Raw genomic sequence first — 22,818 nt, 5'->3', positions numbered from 1 at the left:
TGGCTGTGCCACCCGAAGCTCGGTCACGACCCTAGGCCGCCGTTTCCCAAGGCAGAAATTCTGCGATATTCGGAGGCGAAATACAAACAGTCCCCCTTCGCTAAAGCTACGGGCGACACCCTTCGCCTGACGGCTCCAGGTGGCTGTGCCACCCGAAGCTCGGTCACGACCCTAGGCTGCCGTTTCCCAAGGCAGAAATTCTGCGATATTCGGAGGTGAAATACAAACAGTCCCCCTTCGCTAAAGCTACGGGCGACACCCTTCGCCTGACGGCTCCAGGTGGCTGTGCCACCCGAAGCCGTCAGGCGAAGGGTGGTGCGGTCGAGAAGACTCGAACTTCCACGGGTTTTACCCCACAGCGACCTCAACGCTGCGCGTCTACCAATTCCGCCACGACCGCACATGACTGGTAGCCGGGGCACTCGGCCTCGGCGGAGGTCCATGTATCAAACCCCCTGCCCCTGTTCAAGAAGCATTTCACGAAAATCAGATGCGGGCGTTTTCTGCCTGTGGACGGAATTCCGGAGCGCGCATCAAAACCTCGGTGATCGAGATGCCGATGCGGTCGCCGCGCAGCACCACCTGCCCCTTCGCGACGGGAATGTCGTTGGCCAGAATTTCCACGTCATCCTCCTCCGAAACGTCCAGCTCGATGACCGCGCCGCGGCCCATGCGCAAAAGCTGGTGGATCGGCATTTCCGCCCGGCCAAGCACCACGGAGATATGAACGGAAATCTTGTCAACGCTGGTCATGAAGGTGATCCGGACCTATGAAGGCGATCGATATGGATGGGCAGGCTGCCTTGAACCTACACTTTCGGGCGAAGCGGAACCCGCGGTCCCGGTTCGGTTCGTTAACGAAACCTTGCCCGTCAAGCGTTACCCAATGGTTAACAGGCATTAACGCATGAACACTGAGACGCGCGACCAGCTGAGCGTCTCGATGCTGCCGCAGCCCGGCGCCGCGCCGGTGGAATGGCATGTCGAGGATGCGCCCGTCGCCTATCCGCAAGCCCTTGCCGCCATGGAGGCGCGCGCCGCCGCCATCGCCGACGGCACGGCGCCCGAGCGCGTGTGGCTCGTGGAACACCCGCCGCTCTACACCGCCGGCACCAGCGCACGGGAGGAAGATCTCGTCTCCCCCGACCGTTTTCCGGTCTTTCACACCGGGCGCGGCGGCCAGTTCACCTATCACGGGCCCGGCCAGCGCGTCGCCTACGTGATGCTGGACCTGAAGCGCCGCCAGCCCGATATCCGCGCCTTCGTGGCGGGCCTTGAGCAATGGCTGATCCAGACGCTGTGGCAGTTCCACGTGCGCGGCGAGCGGCGCGACGACCGCGTCGGCGTGTGGGTGCGCCGGCCGGAAAAGGGACAGGACGCGGAGGACAAGATCGCCGCCATCGGCATCCGCGTGCGCAAATGGGTGACCTTCCACGGCATCAGCCTGAACGTGGAGCCGGATCTGGAACATTTCTCCGGCATCGTGCCCTGCGGCGTCACCGACCACGGCGTCACCAGTCTGGTCGACCTCGGCCTGCCGGTGACGATGCCGGAAGTCGATTCGATCCTGCGCGGCGAGTTCGAGAAGATTTTCGGGGAGACGGTGGCGGTCTGAGGCGGGCGGTCACAACGTGGTCTGTGTTGGCGGATAGCCTGTGAGGCTTGCGCAGTCTTATCCCCCCGCCTCCGGCCTCTTCCTTCCACCGCGCTTCGACAGCTCCGGCAACAGATCGAACCGCCCGGCGATCCACGCCTCCTTCTTGGCCCGGCTCCAGCCCTTCAGGCGCCGCTCGCAGGCGATGGCGTCCTTGATCGTGTCGTAATATTCCGAATGGATGAGTTCGAGAGGGCGATGGCGGGCTGTATATCCATCGTGCAGCCCCTGCTGATGCTCGCTGAACCGCGTCTCCACGTCGCGATCGGTGATACCGACGTAGTAGCTCCCGTTCGCACAGCGCAGGATGTAGACCGTCGATCCCATGAAGGGAGAGTACTGGGGATGCAGAGGGGGAGCAACAACGCGTGCGGCCCATCCTTCGAGACGGCCTTGTCAGGCCTCCTCAGGATGACGTTGTGCGGGTGGCAAGGCTTCTCGGGAGGACATTATCGTGTTGATGTTTCCGTGAAACTCTCAACATACACAACGTCATCCTGAGGAGGTGCGCAGCACCGTCTCGAAGGATGGGCGGCACACACCAATCCCTCCCCCTCACCCCGTCGCCCGCACCTCGAACCCGCCCGCGACGATCCCCGCCTCGCCCAGCACCTTCACGTCGCTCACCCGCGCCCAGCCGGGCCCCTCGAAGGCGGCGGAGAGCATCTCCTCCACGGCTGCCGCGTCGCCGGAAAACACCGCCTCCACCTCGCCCGAGCGCAGGTTGCGCACCCAGCCGGAAAGCCCGAGCGCCTGCGCCCGGTCCGCGCACCACGCCCGGTAGCCTACGCCCTGCACCCGCCCGCTGATGAGCACATGCACGCTGCGCTGTCCGCCCGCTCCGTTCCGGTTCATGGGGCTTGCCTCCGGATTGTCCGTCCCACTCAGCCGGCGACCGCGGTCTCGCTCCACTCCACCACCAGCGCGCCCGCCTCGCGCGGCGTGTCGGCGATCGCCAGCGGGCTTTCCGCCTGCAGTTCCGCCCGGCTGCCGTAGCCGTAGGTCACCCCGATCGCGGCAACCGCATTGGCGCGCGCGCCGGCCAGATCGTGCTTGCGGTCGCCGATCATGATGCCTGCGCTGGCGCTCACGCCCTCGCACGCCAGAAGATGCCCGATCAGCTCCGCCTTGGTCGACAGGCTGCCGTCGTCCGACGCGCCGTAGATACCCTTGAAATAGCCGGCCAGCCCGAAATGCTCCACGATCCTGACCGCCGGTTCGTGCAGCTTCGAGGTTGCGACGTAAAGCGTGTGGCCAAGATCCCGCAGCCCGGCCAGCACCTCCGGAATCCCGTCGATCACCTGGTTCTCGAACAGCCCCACCTCGCCGTAACGGTCGCGATAATGGCCGACCGCCTCGCTCACGCGCTCCGGATCGTCCCCGCCCAGCAGCACGGCAAAACTCTCGCCGAGCGGCGGGCCGATGCACCAGCGCAGATCGTCCGCTTCGGGGATTGTCTCCACCCCCATGCACTCAAGGGCATACTGGATGGAGCGGGTGATGCCGGGAAAGGGATCTGTCAGCGTGCCGTCGAGATCGAACAGGACGGCACGCCCGGGCACTGCTTCAGCAGGTATGACGTTCATTCAAATTCCATGATCACGGCGTCGACCGCAAGACTGTCGCCCGGCGCCGCCTTGATGGCGGAGACCTTGGCCTCGCGCTCGGCCACCAGCACGTTTTCCATCTTCATCGCCTCCACGATGGCGAGCCGCTGGCCGGCGCTGACCTTTTCGCCCTCCTCCACATGGATGGAAACGACGAGCCCCGGCATCGGGCAGAGCAGCATCTTGGAGGTATCCGCCGGCACCTTCTCCGGCATCAGCCGGTCCAGTTCGGCGGTGCGCGGAAGCATAACGCAGGCGTTGACCGAGCAGCCCTGCCAGTCAAGCCGCCAGCCGTTCTCGATGGCGCGCACCTGAACCGCGACGACCTCGTGCCCGACGCGGCCGCGCCACAGGAGATCGCCCGGCTGCCAATCGGAGGTGACGGGGAAGGTCTGGCCCTCGATGGTCACGTCGATCTCGACGGGAAGATCGGGATAGCCCTCGGCCAGCTCGATGGCGAGATATTCCTTGTCGAGCCGCACCACCCAGTCGCGCCGGAGCTTGCCCGAATGCGGGCGCAGCCGGCCGGTCAGCCGGTCGAGCCGGTCCTTGCGCACCACCTCCATGGACAGCGCGACGGCCGCCAGAACCACCTTGTCCTCGTGGGTCGGCTGGGTCGGCGTGAAGCCGTCGGGGTATTCGTCGGCCAGGAACCCCGTCGAAAGCGCACCCGACTTCCAGCGCGGATGCTTCATCAGCGAGGACAAAAGCGGAATGTTGTGGCCGATGCCGTCGATGACGAACTGGTCGAGCGCCAGCCCCATCGCCTTGATGGCGGTGGCGCGGTCCGGCGCGTGGGTGATGAGCTTGGCCACCATCGGGTCGTAGAACATGGAGATCTCGCCCCCTTCCACGACGCCGGTGTCGTTGCGCACGGTAATGCCGACGTGGCTCTCCTCCTCCGGCGGGCGGTAGCGCACCAGCCGGCCGATGGAGGGCAGGAAGTTGCGGTACGGATCCTCGGCATAGATGCGGCTCTCGATCGCCCAGCCGTCAAGCTTCACGTCAGCCTGCGTGATGGAGAGCGTCTCACCCGCCGCCACCCGGATCATCTGTTCCACGAGATCGATGCCGGTGACGAGTTCGGTCACCGGATGCTCCACCTGAAGCCGCGTGTTCATTTCGAGGAAGAAGAAGCTCTTGTCCTGACCGGCGACGAATTCCACCGTGCCGGCGCTGTCGTAATCGACGGCCTTGGCCAGCGCCACGGCCTGCTCGCCCATCTTGCGCCGCGTTTCCTCATCAAGCAGCGGCGAGGGCGCCTCCTCGATGACCTTCTGGTTGCGCCGCTGAATGGAGCATTCGCGCTCGCCCAGATAGATCGCGTTGCCGTGCTTGTCGCCGATGACCTGGATCTCGATGTGGCGCGGGTTCTCGATGAACTTCTCGATGAACACCCGGTCATCGCCGAAGGAGGAGGCGGCCTCCGAGCGCGCGCGTTCGAAACCCTCATGGGTCTCCTTCTCGCTCCACGCGATGCGCATGCCCTTGCCGCCGCCGCCGGCGGACGCCTTGATCATCACCGGAAAGCCGATCTCCTTGGCGATGGTCACCGCCTCGTCCGGGCTCTCGATCACACCGAGATAGCCCGGCACCGTGGACACGTTCGCGGCATTGGCGAATTTCTTGGATTCGATCTTGTCGCCCATCGCCTCGATGGCGCGCTTGTTCGGGCCGATGAAGACGATGCCGTTGGCGGCCAGCGCCTCGGCGAATTCCGCGCGCTCGGAGAGGAAGCCGTAGCCGGGGTGTACCGCTTGGGCGCCGGTCTGCTTGCAGGCGGCGATGATCTTGTCGATGACGAGATAGCTCTCGGACGCAGCCGGCGGGCCGATATGCACCGCCTCGTCGGCCATTTCCACGTGCAGGGCGTCCGCATCGGCGTCGGAATAGACCGCCACGGTGGCGATGCCCATGCGCCGCGCGGTCTTGATGACACGGCACGCGATCTCGCCGCGATTGGCGATCAGGATCTTGTCAAACATTGCTTCTCCCAGCCTTGAAACGGCTCCTCGGGCTGCGTTGTAAGCCTGCATCCCCGGCTGCGCAACTATACGGAAGGCAGGGGTCGAAACGCCTTGCCCGCGTCATGCGACCGCAGCCGCGCAGCTTAAATGGATAATAGTATAACGTCCGCCTCCTGCTGTAATCCTGCTGGCAAGCAAAGCAAAACCGCCTGACACAGGAGAGTGCCGTGGGCCATAACCACACGCACGAACACGATGTCGATCACCCACACAGCCACGCGCATGGCCACGCTCATGGGCATGGTCACGGCCACCATCATCATCACGTCGATCCCAATGCCGGCGATCTGCGCATCGCGTTCGCCATCGGCATCAATTTCCTGCTGACAGCCGTGCAGATCGTCGGCGGCATCATGGCGGGAAGCCTGGCGCTGATCGCCGACGCGCTGCACAACTTCTCCGATGCGATCTCGCTGGTCATCGCCTTCGGCGCCCGCAAGATCGCACGCAGACCTTCCGATGCGCAGATGACCTTCGGCTACGACCGCATCGAGATCGTCGCCGCCCTGATCAACTACACGACGCTGATCGTCCTCGGCCTCTATCTCGTCTACGAGGCGGTGCTGCGCTTCCTCCAGCCGGAAGGCGTCGACGGCTGGATGGTGGTGATCATCGCCGTCGTCGCGCTGGTGATCGATGTCGGCACGGCCGTGCTGACCTACGCCATGTCGAAGTCGTCGGTGAACATCCGCGCCGCCTTCCTGCACAACGTGGCCGATGCGCTTGGCTCCGTCGCCGTCATCGTCGCGGGCACGCTGATCCTTCTCTACGACTGGCGCCTGGTGGACCCGCTCGTCACGCTGCTGATCGCCGGCTACATCCTGTGGCAGTCGTTTGCCGAGATCGGCCCGGTCATCCGCATCCTGATGCTCGGCAGCCCTCCGGGCATCGCCGCCCAGCACGTTCTCGACGCCCTGCGCGGGCTCGACGGCGTGGCCGACGTCCACCACGTGCACCTGTGGCAGATGAACGAGCACCTGAACGCAGTCGATGCCCACATCGTCATCGCGGAAGGCTTCTGGGAAGAGGCGGACGCAGTCAAGGTGCGGGCGAAGACGCTGCTGAAGTCGGAATTCGGCGTCGCCCACACCACGCTGGAACTGGAATGCTCCCGCCACGTCTGCCCCGAGGCGCGTGCGATCGGACATTGAGGGAGCGGAGTAAGGCGGTGAAGGTCCCGCCCGGTTCACACCAACAGCTTCAGCGCCTCGAGCCAACGACAAAGCCGCTGTGATTATGCGCGCATCCTGTCGTCTTCTTGCGGCTTTGCGCAATCTCTCTTCTTGTCATCCCCGCGCAGGCGGGGATCCAGCATTCCAGAGGCGGCGCGCATCGCACGCGGCGGTCGAACCCTGTGGGTACTGGATCCCCGCCTGCGCGGGGATGACATCGAGAATGGGGCCGATGTCACGGGCGACGGCCCACCCGCTCCGCTCATCCTCCAGCGTCATCCGGATCTGCGAAGCGGCACTTCGCACCGCATCGCGTCCGGGATGACGCTGGAGAGTTCAGCGCGGCGCCTACCCCAGCAGCCACGAAAACGCCCGGCGCAGTTCCGCCGCGCCGTCGCGCTCGTACCAGCGCCCGTGCGCCAGGATCACCCGTTCCGGATCGAGCGCGATCATCCGCTCCACGGCGGCCTTCAACGTCGCCTGCTCGCCGCGATAGGTGCGCCGCATGTCGCGCGGCATGGAGCCGTGCGGGTGCAACACACCGCCGAGCCGGTAGAGGAACCGCATCGGCCAGCTACCCACCTTCTCCGGCTCGAAATTCTCGATCAGATCGGTCAGCACCAGCGTGCGGCTTTCCCGGTGGAAGAAATCGACCTCCGTCATGAAGTCGCCGGAGGCCAGGATCGTCTCCACATCGCCGTCCCACGGGAAACCGCTTTCCGCCTCGATCTCGAAGGCCACGAAATCGATTCGCGTCCCCGCCTGCTCGCGGATGCGCGGCGCAAGCCAGACGTCGGCGTCCGGAAAGGCGGCCTTCCAGTCCGGCAGCCACCAGTAGTGAATGCGGTTGGGGCCGATCAGGTGGCGCACCGGGCCGAGACTGTCGATCTCGCGGCGGAGCTCCGGCGTCAGCGGCGTGGGCGAATGCACCATGAGGCCGCCGTCGGCGAGCCGGATGACGGTCATCCGCGTCGGGAAGGTGAGCTTCGGCCAGGGCAGGCCGAAACGGATGGTCGGACCGTCGACGATCCAGATGTTGTCGGCAATCGGCTTCAGGCGATTGAGCGGGGGATAGGTCTTTTGGGAGGTCAACGTGGCGCCTTGGGCTAAATTTACGGAACACGACGCAATGGCCGAGAGACGAAGGCGGGACTATATGTCGGATCAATCGGTGATAGAACCGCGCGACGGTTCCCAATCCCATTCCTTGGACACCCACAGCCTCGAAAGAGCGTGCCGGCCCTCCGGCGCGCCGTACCCGGTTTCATGATTTCCGCCCTGACCCTCCTTCTCCTGTGCCAGCTCGCCGGCGAGATCGTCGCCCGCCTGCTGAGCCTGCCCCTTCCCGGCCCCGTCATCGGCCTCGTGCTGCTTGCCGCCGGCCTCGCCATTCGCGGCAAGGTTCCCGACAATGTCCGCGCGGTGGCGACCGGCATCCTGCGCAATCTGGCGCTGATGTTCGTGCCGGCCTCCGTCGGCATCATCACCCAGACCCATGTTCTGGCCGCCAACGGCCCCGCCCTCGCGCTCGCCCTCGTCGTCTCCACCATCATTACGATGGCGGTCACCGCGCTCGTCTTCCGCTGGGCCACCCTGCGCGCCAATCTCGGCCACACCGCGCGCTCCGGCGCCGGCAACAGCAACGGGGAGGAGGACTGATGGCGAATGTCGAACAGCTCTGGGTCTATCTCGCCGAGACGCCGCTTCTGTGGCTGGCCGTGACCCTCACCGCCTACACCATCGCCGACTGGATCTCGGGCCTGGCGAAACGCCATCCCCTCGTCAATCCGATCGTGATCGCCACCGCCATCATCATCGCGGCGCTCAGCCTCTCCGGCACCAGCTACCGTACCTATTTCGGCGGCGCGCAGTTCGTGCACTTCATGCTCGGGCCGGCGACCGTGGCGCTCGCCATTCCGCTCGTCGACAATCTCGGCCAGATCCGCCGCACGATCATCCCCATCACGCTGGCGCTCGTCGCCGGCTCCGCCACCGCCATCCTGACCGCGGTCGGCACCGCGTGGCTGCTCGGCGCGCCGCATGATCTTCTGATGTCGCTGGCGCCGAAATCGGTCACCACCCCCATCGCCATGGGCCTGTCGGCGACGCTCGGCGGCATTCCCTCGCTCACCGCCGTCCTCGTCGTCGCCACCGGCATCTTCGGCGCCATCACCGTGAGCCCGCTGATGAACGCGCTCAGGATCGACGATCCGGCCGCGCGCGGCTTCGCCGTTGGCCTTACCTCGCACGGCATGGGCACCGCCCGCGCCTTCCAGGTCAACGCGCTCGCCGGCACCTTCGCCGGCCTCGCCATGGGCCTGAACGGCCTGATGACGGCCCTGCTGGCGCCGCTGCTGGCGGGGCTTTTCTGAGATCGAAATAGCCGGGACCGAATTGACACCGGCCGCCTTTCCCGTCATCCGGGCGTTTGCCCGCCGATAACGGGGCAACCATCCGCACCTCCCACACCACTCCTGACCGGGCACCCGCCATGGACCGCATCATTCTGGAAGACCTGAGCTTCTTCGCCTATCACGGCCTTCACGACGAGGAGGCGCGCCTCGGCCAGCGCTTTCACGTCGACCTGACCGTCTGGGCCGACCTGTCGGCCGCCGGCCGCAGCGACAATTACGACGACGCCATCTGCTACGCGAAAATCACCCGCACGGTGGAAGAAGTGGTGATGGGACAGCGCTTCAAGCTGATCGAGCGGCTCGCCCAGGCGATCGCCGATGCGGTGCTGGCGGATAAGCGGATCGGCAAGGTCGCCGTGCGCGTCCACAAGCCGGGCGCGCCGCTTCCCATCGCCACGGGCCGCGTCTCCGTCGCCATCGAGCGCAGCCGCGACGAAAGCGGACGGTGAACGCGGCGACCGCCGCCTCGGCGAGGCGGGAAGGTCGGTTCAGCTTCGCTTGAGCGGCAGGTCGACGCGAACGGTCAGCCCGCCGCCCGGGGTATCGCGGAGCGCGAACGTGCCGTTATGCCCCTTCGCGATCGCCCGGCAGATCGACAGGCCGAGCCCGAAGCCGACCGGACAGTCCTTGTTGCGCGCCGCATCGCCGCTGACGAAGGGCTCCTGCATCGCCGCCTTGTCGCATTCGGCGATGCCCGGCCCGTGGTCGACCACCTCGACCCGCGCCAGATCGTCCGCGACCGCCAGCCGGATCGCTCCACCGCCGGCATGCTTGAGCGCGTTGTCGGCGAGGTTGGAAAACAGCCGCAGCAGCTCCGATGGGCGCCCGGCCACAGGCACGCGACCCGCGCCGCCCTGCAGCGGAAAATCGTGACCGAGATCGGCGCACTGATCGGAGACGGTGGACAGAAGGCTGGCCAGATCCACCGTGACGGTCATCTCGCCGGAGCGCCCCTCGCGCAGGTATGTAAGCCCACCCTGCAGCAGCCGGTCCATGCTGTCGAGATCGTCGATGAAGGCGCCGCGCAAGCCCGGATCCTCCACATATTCCGCCCTCAGCCGCAACCGGGTGATCGGCGTGCGCAGATCGTGACCGATCGCCGCCAGCATGCGCACGCGGTTCTCCATCAGCTGGTTGATCCGGTGCTGCATGCGGTTGAGCGCGAAGGCGAGCTGGCGGACCTCATGCGGCCCCTCCTCGCGCAGATCTTCCGGCTCGATGGTGTCCGAACCGAACCGCTCGACCGCGCCCGCCAGCCGCTGCAGCGGGCGGATCAGCTCGCGCGCCGCCCATGCGCCGAGAACGAGAAGGCAGACGGCAAGAAACAACACCGTGACGAAGGCCGGGCCGACGAGAAAGGGAGGCGACGGCTTGAGCGGCCCTTCGGCGATCAGGTAAGTCCCGTCATGCAGCTTGAAGACGATCCTCAGCCCGTCTTCCTCGTCCGGGCTCACCGCCATACCGATGCCGAACCGGCTGCCAAGCTCGTCCACCAGCGGCCGGGGAAGACCGTTGCCGGACCAGTCGAACCCGTCGGGCGCCTCGCTGGCCAGCGTCAGGTGCAGGTCGGAATCGTTGCGCGCGAAAGATTGCAGGACCTCGCGCCGGGTTTCGCCCTTGAGCGTGTCAAGCGTCCAGGCGGCCGCGGCCAGCCGCTGCATCTGCCCCGGCACCTCGTCGCGCAGTCTCTCGCTCAGCGTGAAGACGAGAAAGACAATTCCGTGAATGAGGATCAGCGAGGCGACCAGTGCGACCGCCATCTGCCCGGCGACGCCGCGCGGCGGAAACCGCAGGCGCCTCATGCGGCGTGGACATCGACCGGATCGCCGATGAACTCGTAGCCGCCGGCGCGCACCGTGCGGATCAGCTTCGGCTGCGCCCCGTCGCCTTCCATCTTGCGGCGGAGCCGGCTGATCAGGATGTCGATGCTGCGCTCGTTGGGCGACGCTGCCCGGCCCTGGGTCAGGTCGATGAGCTGCTCGCGGCTGAGCACCCGCCCGGCCCGCTCCACCAGAACCTGCAAGAGGTCGAATTCGGCCGGCGTCAGCATCACCAGCGAGCCGTCCGCATTCGTCAGCGTGCGGTGCCGCGTGTCCATCCGCCAGCCGGAGAACGACAACACGCGCCCCCTCACCGAAGGCTCGCAGGCCGACAGCGTAGCCCGGCGCAGCAGCGCACGCACCCTGGCGACCAGCTCTCGCGCGTTGAACGGCTTGGGCAGGTAGTCGTCCGCGCCGATCTCCAGCCCTACCACCCGGTCGATGTCGTCGCCTCGGGCAGACACGATGAGAATGGGAATGGAGGAGGAGGCCCTCAGCCGCCGGCACAGGCTGAGCCCGTCCTCGCCGGGCAGCATCACGTCGAGCACGATCAGGTCGACCCGCGAGGTGTTCAGGAGGGCGTCCATCTCGCGTCCGTCGGCGGCCTGCGACACGCGCCAGCCTTCCGCAGTGAGGCTGCGCGCAACGAGAGAACGGATTTCACGGTCGTCTTCGACGACGAGGATTTGGGCTGATGACAACATGGCGGGAAATTATGCCAAAAGCCGCCGCGCGTCAGTTCGATATTTTTTTCTGGCGGTTTCCGGGAAATGAACGCGCAACCTCCGCCGCGACATCCGAAGAGAAGAGCGGCCCGCCGACCCCGCGACGAAACGTCGCATGGGGCGAGGCCGGCGGGAGGACGACGGCCGCAAGGGCCGCACATGTCCACCCCACCCTCGGATGTCATCCCCGCCAAGGTTCACACGCGCCTTCCCCTCACAACGGAATGTTGTCGTGCTTCTTCCAGGGCAGCTCGTCCTTCTTGTGGCGCAACATGGCGAGCGCGCGGGAAACCCGGCGGCGCGTGGAATGCGGCATGATCACCTCGTCGATGTAGCCGCGCTCGGCCGCAACGAACGGGTTGGCGAAGCGATCCTCGTAGTCCTTGGTGCGACGGGCGATCTTCTCCTTGTCGCCAAGTTCGGAGCGATAGAGGATCTCCACCGCGCCCTTGGCGCCCATCACCGCGATCTCCGCCGTCGGCCAGGCGTAGTTGATGTCGCCGCGGATGTGCTTGGAGCTCATCACGTCATAGGCCCCGCCATAGGCCTTGCGGGTGATGACCGTCACCTTCGGCACCGTTGCCTCGGCATAGGCGAACAGCAGCTTGGCGCCGTGCTTGATCAGCCCGCCGTATTCCTGTGCGGTTCCGGGCAGGAAGCCCGGCACGTCGACGAAGGTCAGGATCGGGATGTTGAAGCAGTCGCAGAAGCGCACGAAGCGCGCCGCCTTGCGGCTGGCATCTGAGTCGAGCACGCCCGCCAGCACCATCGGCTGGTTGGCGACAACGCCCACCGTGCGCCCCTCGATGCGGCCGAAGCCGGTCACGATGTTGGCCGCGAACTTCGCCTGCAGCTCGAAGAAGTCGCCCTCGTCCAGAACCTTGGCGATCAGCTCCTTCATGTCGTAGGGCTTGTTCGGGTTGCCCGGCACCAGCGTGTCGAGGCTGCGGTCGAAGCGGGTCGGATCGTCGACGACGGAGATCTCCGGCCCGTCGGCGAGATTGTTCATCGGCAGGAAGTCGATCAGCCGCCGCATCTGCTGCAGCGCGTCCACATCGTTGTCGTAGGCCCCGTCGGCGATGGAGGATTTCGTCGTGTGGATGGAGGCGCCGCCCAGCTCCTCCGCCGTCACCGTCTCGTTGGTCACCGTCTTCACAACGTCCGGACCGGTGACGAACATGTAGGAAGTGTCGCGCACCATGAAGATGAAGTCGGTCATCGCCGGCGAATAGACGTCGCCGCCCGCGCAAGGCCCCATGATGACGGAGATCTGCGGAATGACGCCGGAGGCGGTCACGTTGCGCTGGAACACCTCGCCGTAGCCGCCGAGCGCGGCAACGCCTTCCTGGATGCGCGCCCCGCCGGCGTCGAACAGGCCGATGATCGGCGCGCGGTTCCTCAGCGCCATGTCCTGGATCTTGATGATCTTCTGGGCGTGCGTCTCCGACAGCGACCCGCCGAAGACGGTGAAATCCTTGGAGAAGACATAGACCGTCCGGCCGTTGATCGTGCCCCATCCGGTGACGACGCCGTCACCCGGGATATGGGTCTCGTCCATGCCGAAATCGGTGCAGCGGTGCTGCTTGAACATGTCGTATTCTTCGAAGGACCCCTCGTCGAGCAACACGTCGATGCGTTCGCGCGCGGTCAGCTTGCCGCGCTTGTGCTGCGCCTCGATGCGCCGCTCGCCGCCGCCCAGGCGCGCCACGTCGCGCCGGCGTTCAAGCTCCGCCAGGATTTCCTTCATTTTCGACGACCTCCCGTACCTTCCTCACGGCGAGGCTCATAGCACGCGGCGCGATGCCGGCAAAGCTCGCCTTGCGTCGCAAATGCAAACATGCCGCAGCGATAGGCTTCGACAATTCGTCGTATCTGCCCAATATTATAGCAGTCACAGCGCTGCATTTAACCTTGGCGGGCGTGACGGCGTTTGCAATGATTTTAGGCAATTGACGTAGCGGAGCGAACCACAGCGTCGGTAGCGCGTTCCTCCTCAGGACACCCAGGGACGGAGACAGCACACCCTCATGGCCGACATTGGCTTTTTCAACGAGATGCTGACGGCCGAGGGCACGCCGCGCCCCGCCTACAGTCAACTCGACAGCTGGCTCGAACAGGTTCCGCGAAACGATCTCAAGCGGCTTTCGCGCGAAGCGGAGACGATTTTCCGCCGCCACGGCATCACCTTCGCCGTCTATGGCACCGACGAGGAGACCGAGCGGCTCATTCCCTTCGACATCGTCCCGCGCATCATTTCCGCGCGCGAATGGCGCCGCCTGTCCGCCGGCATCGACCAGCGCGTGCGCGCACTCAACGCGCTGATCCACGACATCTATCACCGTCAGGAGATCATCCGCGCCGGCCGCCTGCCGGCCGAGCTCGTCGTCCAGAACGAGGCCTTCCTGCCGGAGATGGTCGGCCACACCCCGGCCCGTCAGGTCTATGCCCATATTATCGGCACCGATCTCGTGCGCGTGTCGGAGGACGAGTTCTACGTGCTGGAGGACAACACCCGCACGCCGTCGGGCGTCTCCTACATGCTGGAGAACCGGGAAACGATGATGCACATGTTTCCCGAGCTGTTTCAGAGCCACCGCGTGGCGCCGATCGAGCATTATCCGGAAATGCTGCGCGAGACGCTGGAAAGCGTCGCGCCGCCGGCCTGCGACGGGTCGCCGACCATCGCCGTGCTCACCCCCGGCATCTACAATTCCGCCTATTACGAACACGCCTTCCTCGCCGACACGATGGGCGTGGAACTGGTGGAGGGACGCGACCTCTTCGTCGATGACGGCTATCTCTACATGCGCACCACCCGCCAGCCCGAGCGCGTCGACGTGCTCTACCGGCGCATCGATGATGCCTATCTCGATCCCCTCACCTTCCGCCCCGATTCAACGCTTGGCGTCCCGGGCCTCTTCGACGTCTACCGCGCCGGCCGCGTCACCATCACCAACGCGCCCGGCACCGGCATCGCCGACGACAAGGCGATCTATTCCTACATGCCGGAGATCATCGAGTTCTACACCGGCCAGAAGCCGATCCTGAACAACGTGCCGACCTGGAAGTGCGAGGAGAAGGACAGCCTCGCCTACGTGCTGGAGCATCTGGACGAACTGGTCGTCAAGGAGGTCCACGGCGCCGGCGGCTACGGCATGCTGGTCGGGCCGACGGCGTCGAAGAAGGAGCGCGCGGCCTTTGCCAGGAAGCTGAAGGCGCGGCCCGGCAACTACATCGCCCAGCCGACGCTGGCGCTGTCGGCCTGCCCGACCTTCGTCGGCGCAGAGATCGCGCCGCGCCACGTCGACCTGCGCCCCTACGTGCTGATCGGCGACAAGGTGCGCATCACGCCGGGCGGGCTCACCCGCGTGGCGCTGAAGAAGGGCTCGCTCGTGGTCAATTCCAGCCAGGGCGGCGGCACCAAGGACACCTGGGTGCTGGAGGACTGATGGCCAGATCAGGAACGGGAGAACCGATGAACTCCATCACCGCAACCGCAGCCGCCGTCCGCAATGCCACGGCCGGGAGCCGCCCATGCTAGGCCGCACCGCGAGTTCCCTTTTCTGGCTGTCGCGCTACGTCGAGCGTTCGGAGGACATGGCGCGGCTTCTCGATGTTGGCTACCGCATCTCGCTGCTGCCCGGCATCGGCAACGGCGGCCACCGCGAGGACTGGAAGTCCACCCTCGTCAGTGCCGGCTGCGACGCCGGGTTTTCTCGGGTCTACGACGAGGTGAACGAGCGCAACGTCGTCAGCTACATGCTGTTCGACGAGGAGAATCCCTCCTCGGTGCGTTCCTGCCTGCGCACGGCGCGCGACAATGCGCGTTCGGTGCGCACCGCGCTGACCCGCGAGATGTGGGAGAGCCTCAACACCACCTGGATCGAGTTCTCCGACATCAAGCCGCATCACATGACGCGCAACAAGTTGCCGACGCTGCTCGACTGGATCAAGGAGCGGTCGATGCTCTTTCGCGGCGCGCTGCTTGGAACCAGCCTGCGCACCGACACGTTTCATTTCGGACAGTTCGGCGCCTTCATCGAACGCGCCGACAACACTTCGCGCATCCTCGACGTGAAGTACCATCTGCTGCTGCCGCAAAACGAGATGATCGGCGGCGGGGTGGACAACTACCAGTGGTCGACGATCCTCAGATCCGTCTCCGCCCACCGCAACTACCGCTGGATCTACCGCGACAGCCGGCCGAAACCCTGGCACGTGGCGGAGTTCCTGATCCTGCGCCGCGAGATGCCGCGCTCGCTCGTCCATTGCTACGCCTGGCTTGCCGAAAGCATGGACGGATTGGAGCAGCTCTACGGCGAACGCAGCCCCTCCATGGACATCGCGCACAAGACCTACGACACGTTGAGGGGCGGCGACATGAAAGACATCTTCGCAAACGGCCTGCACGAGTTCCTGCAGGATTTCATTACGTGCAACAACAATCTGACCACGGCGCTCGCCACCGACTACAATTTCGCCTGAACGGGCGATCGACATCTCCCGACCAAGGCCCGATCCGCTCTTGAGATCTGGCCTTGAAGGGTATCAGCCGGACCAACCGATGCGCATAGAGATCACTCACTCCACCCACTACCACTACGATGCGCCGGTCTCGCAGTCCGTGCAGCATCTGCGCCTCACGCCGCCGTCCGACACCTGCCAGAGCGTGCTCGACTGGCGTATCGAGACGCCCGGCATTGAACGGGCGCTCAGCTATGACGACGCCTTCGGCAACGTGGTCCACCTGATCACGCAAGGCCGCCTCGGCGAGACCATGACGATCACCGCCCGCGGCGTGGTGGAAACGCGCGACAATCACGGCGTCATCGGCTATCTGCCGGAAGCGATGCCGGCGCGCGTCTACCTGCGCCAGAACGAGCTGACGCGCACCAGCCCCGGCATCCGCAAGCTGGCGAGCCTGCTGGAAAAACCGGACGACGTGACGAGCTTTCACGCGCTGATGAACGAGATCCGCGATCAGGTCGCCTACCGCACCGGCGTGACGGAAACCCACACGCCGGCAGCCGACGTTCTGACGGCCGGCGAGGGCGTGTGCCAGGATCATGCCCACATCTTCATCTCCGCCGCCCGCCACGCCGGCATCCCGGCCCGTTACGTCTCCGGCTACCTGCTGCTGGAGGAGGACGACGACGCCTCCGAGGCGCATCACGCCTGGGCGGAAGTGCTGGTCGATCCGCTCGGCTGGGTGGGCTTCGACGTCTCCAACGGCATCTCCCCCACCGACCACCACGTACGCCTGTCGGTGGGCCTCGATTCCCGTTCCGCGGCCCCGATTCGCGGTATACGGTGGGGCGGCGCGCAGGAGGCGCTGGCCGTGGAGGTGCGCGTCGACCGCGCCGCGCAGCAACAGCAGCAATAGCGCGCGCGGGAATGCCCCAATGGCGCGTGCCGGCCGGCAAGGCTATGAACGGCGCGCCGGCGCGCCATCCGGTTCCGGCAGAAGTTTTGACACGACGAGCCCCGTCGCCCCCTCCCCCATCGCCCGCAACGGCGTGAGGGATGCGGTTCCGGCGGGCCTTTTCGAGGAACGGAAATGACCTATTGCGTCGCCTTGCGGCTCGACCGTGGCCTGGTGTTCGCCGCCGATACCCGCACCAATGCGGGCCTCGACAACATCGCCACCTTCCGCAAGATGCATATCTTCGAGAAGAAGGGCGACCGCGTCATCGCCATGTGCGCGGCCGGCAATCTGGCCGTGACGCAATCGGTGGTATCGCTGCTCAACGAGCGCGCCCACGACGAGACGCTGACGCAGCCCACGGTGATGAACGCCTCCACCATGTTCCAGGTGGCGCGCGTCGTCGGCCAGGCGGTGCGTGACGTGCGCGCCATCGACGGCGAGGCGCTGGCCGCCAACAGCGAGAATTTCGGCGTGTCCTTCCTGCTCGGCGGCCAGATCGGCAGCGAGGCCCCGCGCCTCTTCCAGATCTATTCCGCCGGCAACTTCATCGAGGCGACCGAGGACACCCCCTTCTTCCAGATCGGCGAGCACAAGTACGGCAAGCCGATCCTCGACCGGGTCACCCGGGCCGACATGTCGCTGGGCGACGCGGCGAAGCTGGTGCTGATCTCCTTCGATTCAACGCTGCGCTCCAACCTGTCGGTCGGCATGCCGATCGACCTGCTGCTCTACAACCGCGACACGCTGGAAGTGAACCGCCAGACCCGCATCGAGCAGGACGATCCCTATTTCCGGGAATTGTCGAGCGGCTGGTCGGACGCGCTGCGCGACGCCTTCTCCCACCTGCCGCCGTTCGACGTGTGAGGGCCGACGTAGGACGGCCCTCGCTCCGCCGCTATCGCGCCAGCATCTCCAGCACCAGAACGGCCGCATCGAATTCCGCGCGCTTCTTCTCGCGCAGCCGCATGGCCTCTGCGTCCTGGCCCCACAGCTCCACGTTCCAGTCCTCGTCCACATGGGCCGCCGCCCAGGCCTGATCCGCATCGATGCGGCCCGCCGCCAGCGCCAGCGCCAGCAGAACCGAGCCGGTCAGCGTCGTCACCGTGTGAAGGGCGGCAAGCTCCAGCGCCCCGAACCGGCCGACCGCCGCACGGATCGCGGCCAGCGCCTCGGCCGGCTGCTCGGCCGGCATCACGCCCTCCACCAGCACGAACCGTGCGCCGAGCTCGGTTTCCGCCCAGGCCAGCACCGGCGCCCAGTGCGCGCGCTGGCGTTCCACCAGCCGCTCCGGCCCGTCGGCGCGGTAGCACAGGAGGTCCGTTCCCGCATAGGCCGCGATGGCGTCGCAGACCTCCGCATGCTTGCCCGGCACCGCCTCGATGCCGGAATTGACGATCCGCGTCAGGTGCATGACGCCCGGATCGATGACATCGACCTGCGCCCGCCATTCCTCGGCCACGGCTTCCGCCAGCCCGCCATGCGGCAACGCCAGCGTCAGCTTGCCCGGCGTCTTCACCGCGCGCCCGTCGAGCAGCACCACATGCCCCTCCGCGCGCGGCTCCACCGAAACGTCGGAGTAGAAGCGCTTGGGCAGCGCCGGGCGCATCAGCTCCTGCGCCTTGCGCATCGGGTCGCGGTTGCCGCTGTCCTGATCGGCGTTGTCCTGCGAGATCTCGAAAATATCGCGGCTCATGCGACTTCCTCCGCGTGCCAGCCGAAGCGGCGGCCGAGTTCGGGCACCAGATCGGCGAATTCGTCGAGAATGGCGGCGGCGCCCGCCTGGGTGAGCAGCGGCCGCGCATGATAGCCCCAGGAAACGCCGATGCCGGCCACGCCGGCGTTCTTCGCCATGGCCATGTCGTAGCTCGTGTCGCCGATCATGACGGTGTTTTCCGGCCGCGCGCCCGTTTCCTCCATCGCCTGAAGGATCATGCCGGGATGCGGCTTGGAAGGCGCGCGGTCGGCGGTCTGCACGGTCACGAAGCGGTCGTGCAGGCCATGCACCTCCACCATGTGTTCCACGCCGCGATAGGCTTTACCGGTGGCGACGCCGAGCAACACGTCGTCGCGCGCATTGAGCGCCTCGATCGCGGCGCGCGCTCCGGGATAGAGCGGGTCCTGCCCGCCGCCGGCCTTGCGCTCGGCGACCTTGGAGGCGCGATAGGCGTCCGCCATTTCCTGAACGAGGTGGCGCTCCGCATCGCCGACCAGCCGGTCGATGGCGACCTCCAGCGACAGCCCGACGATGCCGAGGCACGCCGCGCGCGGCGGCGGCGCCAGCCCCACAGCGGAAAACGCCGCCTCCATGCCGGAAACGATGGTGTCCTGGCTGTCGATGAGCGTGCCGTCGCAATCGAATAGGATGAGATACATGGAGCGCGTGCCGGTTCTGGTCCTCGGGGCCCCGATGTGGCGGGTTTTCATGGCAGGGTCAAGGGCGCGCGCAGTTGCGCGTCCGGCGACGCGGATACCCAGACGGCGCTTGTGTCGGGACGCAAAAGCCTCTACTGTGCGCGCCACGATATTTGGCCAAGTTGGCTCGCAAACGCCCATTCCACGACTGGCGCGCTACCGTTTCAGACTTTTTCAAAAATCGACAGAAGAGCGTTTGACGGTCCGCAACCGCGTTGCGTGCCGGGACAACGCACACCCAGTCTTGGAAGGACTACGACTATGACCACGGGCACCGTGAAGTTCTATAATGGCCAGAAGGGCTATGGTTTCATTCAGCCGGAGAACGGCGCGAAGGACGTTTTCGTGCACGCCACCGCTCTCGAGCGCGCCGGCATCGCCGATCTGCGCGAAGGCGACAAGGTTTCCTTCGAGACCGAAGTCGATTCCCGCTCCGGCAAGACCGCCGTCAGCACGATCGAACTCGCCTGAGTTTGCGCCAGGCCCAAGGCCTGTAACGCAGAAAGCCGCGACCTCCGGGTCGCGGCTTTTTTTTGTGCCCGGATGACGGGCGTGGCACCTGGGCGTGGGGCGGATTCCATTCCCTGATCTGGACTTGCGAACTCTGCCGAGACGGCCCGGACGTGCCGCATCCGTCCCCCTCCCCCTTGAGGGGAGGGGTTAGGGGTGGGGGTACCCTCGCTTGCTCCGAACCTGACGCCCTTACCCCCACCCGTACGGCCGAAGAGGCCGTACGACCTCCCCTCAAGGGGGAGGTTGACCGTGGGGCTGACTTTTCGCTCCACATGGGCCTCCATCGTCATCACCCGGCACCCGCTTTCGCGGGCACAGGCTCCGTCCGGGTGATCCAGCGCGCGCGCCGGGTGCCGCGGCTGGAGGTGGATTGCCCGGACGAAGCCGGGCAATGACGGCGGTGGGGGATGAGGGGAAAAAAGGCGAGCCCCCAATCCGATACCATTTCCCGACAGCGACACAATGAGCGAGCCGCATTCGTCCCCCTCCCCCTTGAGGGGAGGGGCCAGGGGTGGGGGTAAAGCCGCTTGCTCCGAGCTTGCCGCCTTGACCCCCACCCGAACGGCCGAAGAAGCCGTTCGACCTCCCCTCAAGGGGGAGGTGGGCCGTGGGGCAGACTTTTCGCTCCACATGGGCCTCCTTCGCCGGGCAATGACGGCGGTGGGGTATGAGGAAAAAAGGCGAGCCCCAATCCGATACAATTTCCCGACCGGGACGCGCTGAGCGAGCCGCATTCGTCCCCCTCCCCCTTGAGGGGAGGGGCCAGGGGTGGGGGTAAAGCCGCTTGCTCCGAACCCGCCGCCCTAGTTCGCGTTCTGCGGCAATGCGTAAACCACCAGATAGTCACCCACGGGCGTCTCCATGAAGTGGTGGCCGCCGGCGGAAATGGCGAGATATTGCCGGCCGTCGACCTCATAGGTCATCGGCGTCGCCTGCCCGCCGGCCGGCAGCTGGTCCTGCCACACGACCTCGCCCGTCTTGACGTCGATGGCGCGGATCAGATCGTCCGTGGCCGCCGCCACGAAGACGAGCCCGCCCGCCGTCGTCAGCGGTCCGCCATTGTTGGGCGTGCCGATGGTGAGCGGCAGCCGGCTCGCGATGCCGAAGGGTCCGTTGCGCAGGGCCTCGCCCAGCGGCTCGTCCCAAAGCGTCTCGCCGGTCGCCAGATCGATCGCCCGGATCCCGCCATAGGGCGGCTCGGTGCAGGGCATGCCGGTCAGGCTTGAGCGCCAACCCGCGTTGACATCGATGGCATAGGGCGCACCCGCCTGCGGATCGCCCGCCCCTTCTGCCTTGGCCGGAATGGAGCCGTTGTCTTCCTTTGCCCGCTCGTTGATGGGTTTCAGCCCCATCTCGTCCGCCTTCTTGCGCGCAATGAGCCGGTTGTAGTTCGGGATGTCGTTGTAGTTGGCGATCAGGATGCCGTTCTTCGGATCGACCGACACGCTGCCCCAGTCCGAGCCGCCATTGTAGCCGGGATACTGGATCCACGGCTTGTCGGCGCTGGGCGGCGTGAAGAAGCCGTCATAGTTCGCGCGGCGAAACTCGATGCGGCACCACAACTGGTCGAGCGGCGTCGCGCCCCACATGTCCTTTTCCGTCAACCTCTTCTTGCGAAGCGTGTGGTAGGCGGAGGTCGGCTGCGTCGGCGACAGGTTCTCCGGCTCCACCCCGCCCTTGGGCGCATCGACGGACTTCACGGGAAAGAGCGATTCACCCGTGCGCCTGTCGAGGATGTAGAGATCGCCCTGCTTCGACGGCAGGATCACGGCCGGAACCTTGCCCTTGTCGGTCGGAAAATCGACGAGCGTCAGCTGCGAGCCCAGATCGTAGTCCCACAGGTCGTAATGGACGGTCTGGAAGTGCCAGGCCGGCTTGCCGGTGGTGACATCCAGCGCGACGAGCGAGGTCGCCCACTCGTTCTCCGCATCCGAACGGTTGCCGCCGTAATAGTCGACGGAGGAATTGCCGAGCGGCAGGTAGACGAGGCCGAGCTTTTCATCGCCCACCGGCGCCGTCCACATGTTGGGCGTGCCGCGCGTGTAGGTCTGGCCGTCCGCCGGCTCGCCGGTCAGCTCCGGGTTGGCGAGGTCCCACGCCCAGGCGAGCTTGCCGGTCACCGCGTCATAGCCGCGAATGACACCGGAGGGCGCATCTTCCGCCTCCCCGTCCTTCACCTGCGCGCCGGTGACGATCACCCCGCGCACGATGGCCGGCGGGGCCGTCACCGCATACCAGCCCGGCACCTTGTTGCCGATGCCGTCCCACAGCGAGACCGCGCCGTTATCGCCGAAATCCTCGCAAGGCTCGCCGGTCTTCGCATCCACTGCGATCAGCCGGGCATCCAGCGTGCCCTCGATGATCCGCGTCTTGCAGGCGGCGTCGTCGCCGGCCTGCGGGTTGACGTAATAGGCCACGCCCCGGCAACTCGCGCTGTAGGGAATGGCGTCGTCGGAGACCTTCGGATCATACCGCCAGTTCTCCTTGCCGGTGGTCGCGTCCACGGAGATCAGGATGTTTTCGGCCGAGCACATGTAGAGCGAGCGGCCGACCTTCAAGGGCGTGCCCTCCCAGGCATACTTGCCCTTGGCCCGCTCGCTCGGCATGTCGCCGGTGCGATAGACGAAGGCACGCTCCAGATTGCCGACATTGCCCGTGTTGATCTGGTCGAGCGGCGAATAGCGCTGCGCCTTCGGCCCGCCGCCATAATAGGGCCAGTCGTCGCCAACGGCCTGTGTGGCCTGCGGCTGGCTGCGATCCGTACCGATACCGGCCGTCTCCGCACCGCCCTCATTGGCAGCCCCGGGGGCAGCACCGGGGGCAACGGCCGGGCGCTCACCGTCGCCGTCGGCGGGAACCGGGGGAAGCGTGGATTGTCCGGCGGCCGGGTCGGCGGGCGCCGGGTCGGATGAGGTCTGCTGGGCAAGGGCGGCCGGGACTGCGCTGACGCAGCCGAGGCCGAGCGCGAGTGTCAATGTCGCGAGGTGTCTGGATGCCATGGGTCACGGCTCCTTCCGCTGTCGTTCCAAGAATGGGTTTTCTGTCCGGG

General features: G+C 66.2%; 22 protein-coding genes and 1 tRNA gene. 10 read left to right on the top strand and 13 right to left on the bottom strand.

The window, feature by feature from the left end; translation table 11 throughout:
• Positions 1–313: 313 nt before the first annotated feature.
• Together V2L18_RS02880 and V2L18_RS02875 are read right to left on the bottom strand one after the other, a co-directional pair.
• A tRNA-Leu gene (locus V2L18_RS02880) sits at positions 314–400 on the bottom strand.
• Between the two features lie 86 nt (positions 401–486).
• Entirely contained in the window at positions 487–753 is a 267-nt protein-coding gene (locus tag V2L18_RS02875; RefSeq protein WP_336176294.1) for a FliM/FliN family flagellar motor switch protein, read from the bottom strand.
• A gap of 154 nt (positions 754–907) precedes the next feature.
• Between V2L18_RS02875 and lipB the strand changes: the two genes are divergently transcribed.
• Entirely contained in the window at positions 908–1,615 is a 708-nt protein-coding gene (gene lipB, locus V2L18_RS02870) for a lipoyl(octanoyl) transferase LipB (protein ID WP_336176293.1), read from the top strand.
• A 57-nt stretch (positions 1,616–1,672) separates the two neighbouring features.
• Here lipB and V2L18_RS02865 read toward each other — a convergent pair whose 3' ends face one another.
• From V2L18_RS02865 to V2L18_RS02850, 4 genes are all read right to left on the bottom strand, one after another.
• Positions 1,673–1,981, bottom strand: a complete 309-nt coding sequence (locus V2L18_RS02865) for a GIY-YIG nuclease family protein (protein ID WP_336176292.1) — start codon at positions 1,979–1,981, stop codon at positions 1,673–1,675.
• 228 nt (positions 1,982–2,209) lie between these two features.
• Positions 2,210–2,509: an acylphosphatase gene (locus tag V2L18_RS02860; RefSeq protein ID WP_336176291.1), complete on the bottom strand. Its 300-nt coding sequence runs from the start codon at positions 2,507–2,509 to the stop codon at positions 2,210–2,212.
• Positions 2,510–2,538: 29 nt separating this feature from the next.
• Entirely contained in the window at positions 2,539–3,240 is a 702-nt protein-coding gene (locus V2L18_RS02855; protein ID WP_336176290.1) for an HAD hydrolase-like protein, read from the bottom strand.
• Entirely contained in the window at positions 3,237–5,246 is a 2,010-nt protein-coding gene (locus tag V2L18_RS02850; RefSeq protein WP_336176289.1) for an acetyl/propionyl/methylcrotonyl-CoA carboxylase subunit alpha, read from the bottom strand. Before V2L18_RS02850 ends, V2L18_RS02855 begins: the two co-directional genes overlap by 4 nt.
• A gap of 329 nt (positions 5,247–5,575) precedes the next feature.
• Here V2L18_RS02850 and V2L18_RS02845 point away from each other — a divergent pair, with 329 nt between their 5' ends.
• Positions 5,576–6,439, top strand: a complete 864-nt coding sequence (locus V2L18_RS02845; RefSeq protein WP_346433432.1) for a cation diffusion facilitator family transporter — start codon at positions 5,576–5,578, stop codon at positions 6,437–6,439.
• Positions 6,440–6,808: 369 nt separating this feature from the next.
• On the opposite strand, the gene V2L18_RS02840 is transcribed toward V2L18_RS02845, so the two are convergent.
• Positions 6,809–7,552 (bottom strand): DUF4336 domain-containing protein, encoded by a 744-nt coding sequence (locus tag V2L18_RS02840; RefSeq protein ID WP_336176287.1) that lies wholly within the window; start codon positions 7,550–7,552, stop codon positions 6,809–6,811.
• A 141-nt stretch (positions 7,553–7,693) separates the two neighbouring features.
• Between V2L18_RS02840 and V2L18_RS02835 the strand changes: the two genes are divergently transcribed.
• The 3 genes from V2L18_RS02835 (at position 7,694) to folB (ending at position 9,323) form a co-directional block, all read left to right on the top strand.
• Entirely contained in the window at positions 7,694–8,119 is a 426-nt protein-coding gene (locus V2L18_RS02835; RefSeq protein ID WP_336176286.1) for a CidA/LrgA family protein, read from the top strand.
• Positions 8,119–8,832: an LrgB family protein gene (locus V2L18_RS02830; RefSeq protein ID WP_336176285.1), complete on the top strand. Its 714-nt coding sequence runs from the start codon at positions 8,119–8,121 to the stop codon at positions 8,830–8,832. Before V2L18_RS02835 ends, V2L18_RS02830 begins: the two co-directional genes overlap by 1 nt.
• 119 nt (positions 8,833–8,951) lie before the next feature.
• On the top strand, positions 8,952–9,323 hold the full coding sequence (gene folB / locus V2L18_RS02825; protein ID WP_336176284.1) for a dihydroneopterin aldolase: 372 nt from the start codon (positions 8,952–8,954) through the stop codon (positions 9,321–9,323).
• Between the two features lie 39 nt (positions 9,324–9,362).
• Here the strand turns inward: folB and V2L18_RS02820 are convergent, their stop codons facing one another.
• From V2L18_RS02820 to V2L18_RS02810, 3 genes are all read right to left on the bottom strand, one after another.
• Positions 9,363–10,676, bottom strand: coding sequence for an ATP-binding protein (locus V2L18_RS02820; RefSeq protein ID WP_336176283.1), 1,314 nt, complete (start codon positions 10,674–10,676; stop codon positions 9,363–9,365).
• On the bottom strand, positions 10,673–11,398 hold the full coding sequence (locus V2L18_RS02815; protein WP_336176282.1) for a response regulator: 726 nt from the start codon (positions 11,396–11,398) through the stop codon (positions 10,673–10,675). The genes V2L18_RS02820 and V2L18_RS02815 overlap by 4 nt, the downstream gene beginning before the upstream one ends.
• Before the next feature lie 235 nt (positions 11,399–11,633).
• Positions 11,634–13,166 carry an acyl-CoA carboxylase subunit beta gene (locus V2L18_RS02810; RefSeq protein ID WP_336176281.1) on the bottom strand — a complete coding sequence of 511 codons (1,533 nt, stop codon included), beginning with the start codon at positions 13,164–13,166 and terminating at the stop codon, positions 11,634–11,636.
• Positions 13,167–13,446: 280 nt separating this feature from the next.
• Here V2L18_RS02810 and V2L18_RS02805 point away from each other — a divergent pair, with 280 nt between their 5' ends.
• The 4 genes from V2L18_RS02805 to V2L18_RS02790 all read left to right on the top strand — a co-directional run bounded on the left by V2L18_RS02805 (position 13,447) and on the right by V2L18_RS02790 (position 17,708).
• Positions 13,447–14,868, top strand: a complete 1,422-nt coding sequence (locus tag V2L18_RS02805) for a circularly permuted type 2 ATP-grasp protein (protein ID WP_336176280.1) — start codon at positions 13,447–13,449, stop codon at positions 14,866–14,868.
• Positions 14,869–14,953: 85 nt separating this feature from the next.
• Positions 14,954–15,904 carry an alpha-E domain-containing protein gene (locus tag V2L18_RS02800; protein ID WP_336176279.1) on the top strand — a complete coding sequence of 317 codons (951 nt, stop codon included), beginning with the start codon at positions 14,954–14,956 and terminating at the stop codon, positions 15,902–15,904.
• A gap of 79 nt (positions 15,905–15,983) precedes the next feature.
• Positions 15,984–16,802, top strand: coding sequence for a transglutaminase family protein (locus V2L18_RS02795; protein WP_336176278.1), 819 nt, complete (start codon positions 15,984–15,986; stop codon positions 16,800–16,802).
• A gap of 174 nt (positions 16,803–16,976) precedes the next feature.
• Positions 16,977–17,708, top strand: a complete 732-nt coding sequence (locus V2L18_RS02790; RefSeq protein WP_336176277.1) for a proteasome-type protease — start codon at positions 16,977–16,979, stop codon at positions 17,706–17,708.
• Positions 17,709–17,739: 31 nt separating this feature from the next.
• Here the strand turns inward: V2L18_RS02790 and V2L18_RS02785 are convergent, their stop codons facing one another.
• Both V2L18_RS02785 and V2L18_RS02780 read right to left on the bottom strand, forming a co-directional pair.
• Positions 17,740–18,537, bottom strand: a complete 798-nt coding sequence (locus V2L18_RS02785; RefSeq protein ID WP_336176276.1) for an ATP12 family protein — start codon at positions 18,535–18,537, stop codon at positions 17,740–17,742.
• Positions 18,534–19,217, bottom strand: a complete 684-nt coding sequence (locus V2L18_RS02780) for an HAD-IA family hydrolase (protein ID WP_336176275.1) — start codon at positions 19,215–19,217, stop codon at positions 18,534–18,536. The genes V2L18_RS02785 and V2L18_RS02780 overlap by 4 nt, the downstream gene beginning before the upstream one ends.
• Before the next feature lie 300 nt (positions 19,218–19,517).
• Here V2L18_RS02780 and V2L18_RS02775 point away from each other — a divergent pair, with 300 nt between their 5' ends.
• On the top strand, positions 19,518–19,727 hold the full coding sequence (locus V2L18_RS02775) for a cold-shock protein (RefSeq protein WP_336176274.1): 210 nt from the start codon (positions 19,518–19,520) through the stop codon (positions 19,725–19,727).
• Positions 19,728–20,572: 845 nt separating this feature from the next.
• On the opposite strand, the gene V2L18_RS02770 is transcribed toward V2L18_RS02775, so the two are convergent.
• Complete coding sequence (locus V2L18_RS02770; protein WP_336176273.1) at positions 20,573–22,768, bottom strand: pyrroloquinoline quinone-dependent dehydrogenase; 2,196 nt, start codon at positions 22,766–22,768, stop codon at positions 20,573–20,575.
• Between the last annotated feature and the right edge of the window lie 50 nt (positions 22,769–22,818).

It is taken from the genome of Breoghania sp. JC706 (assembly GCF_037026715.1).
Lineage (GTDB): Bacteria > Pseudomonadota > Alphaproteobacteria > Rhizobiales > Stappiaceae > Breoghania.
This window is presented reverse-complemented; position numbering and strand designations above follow the sequence as displayed.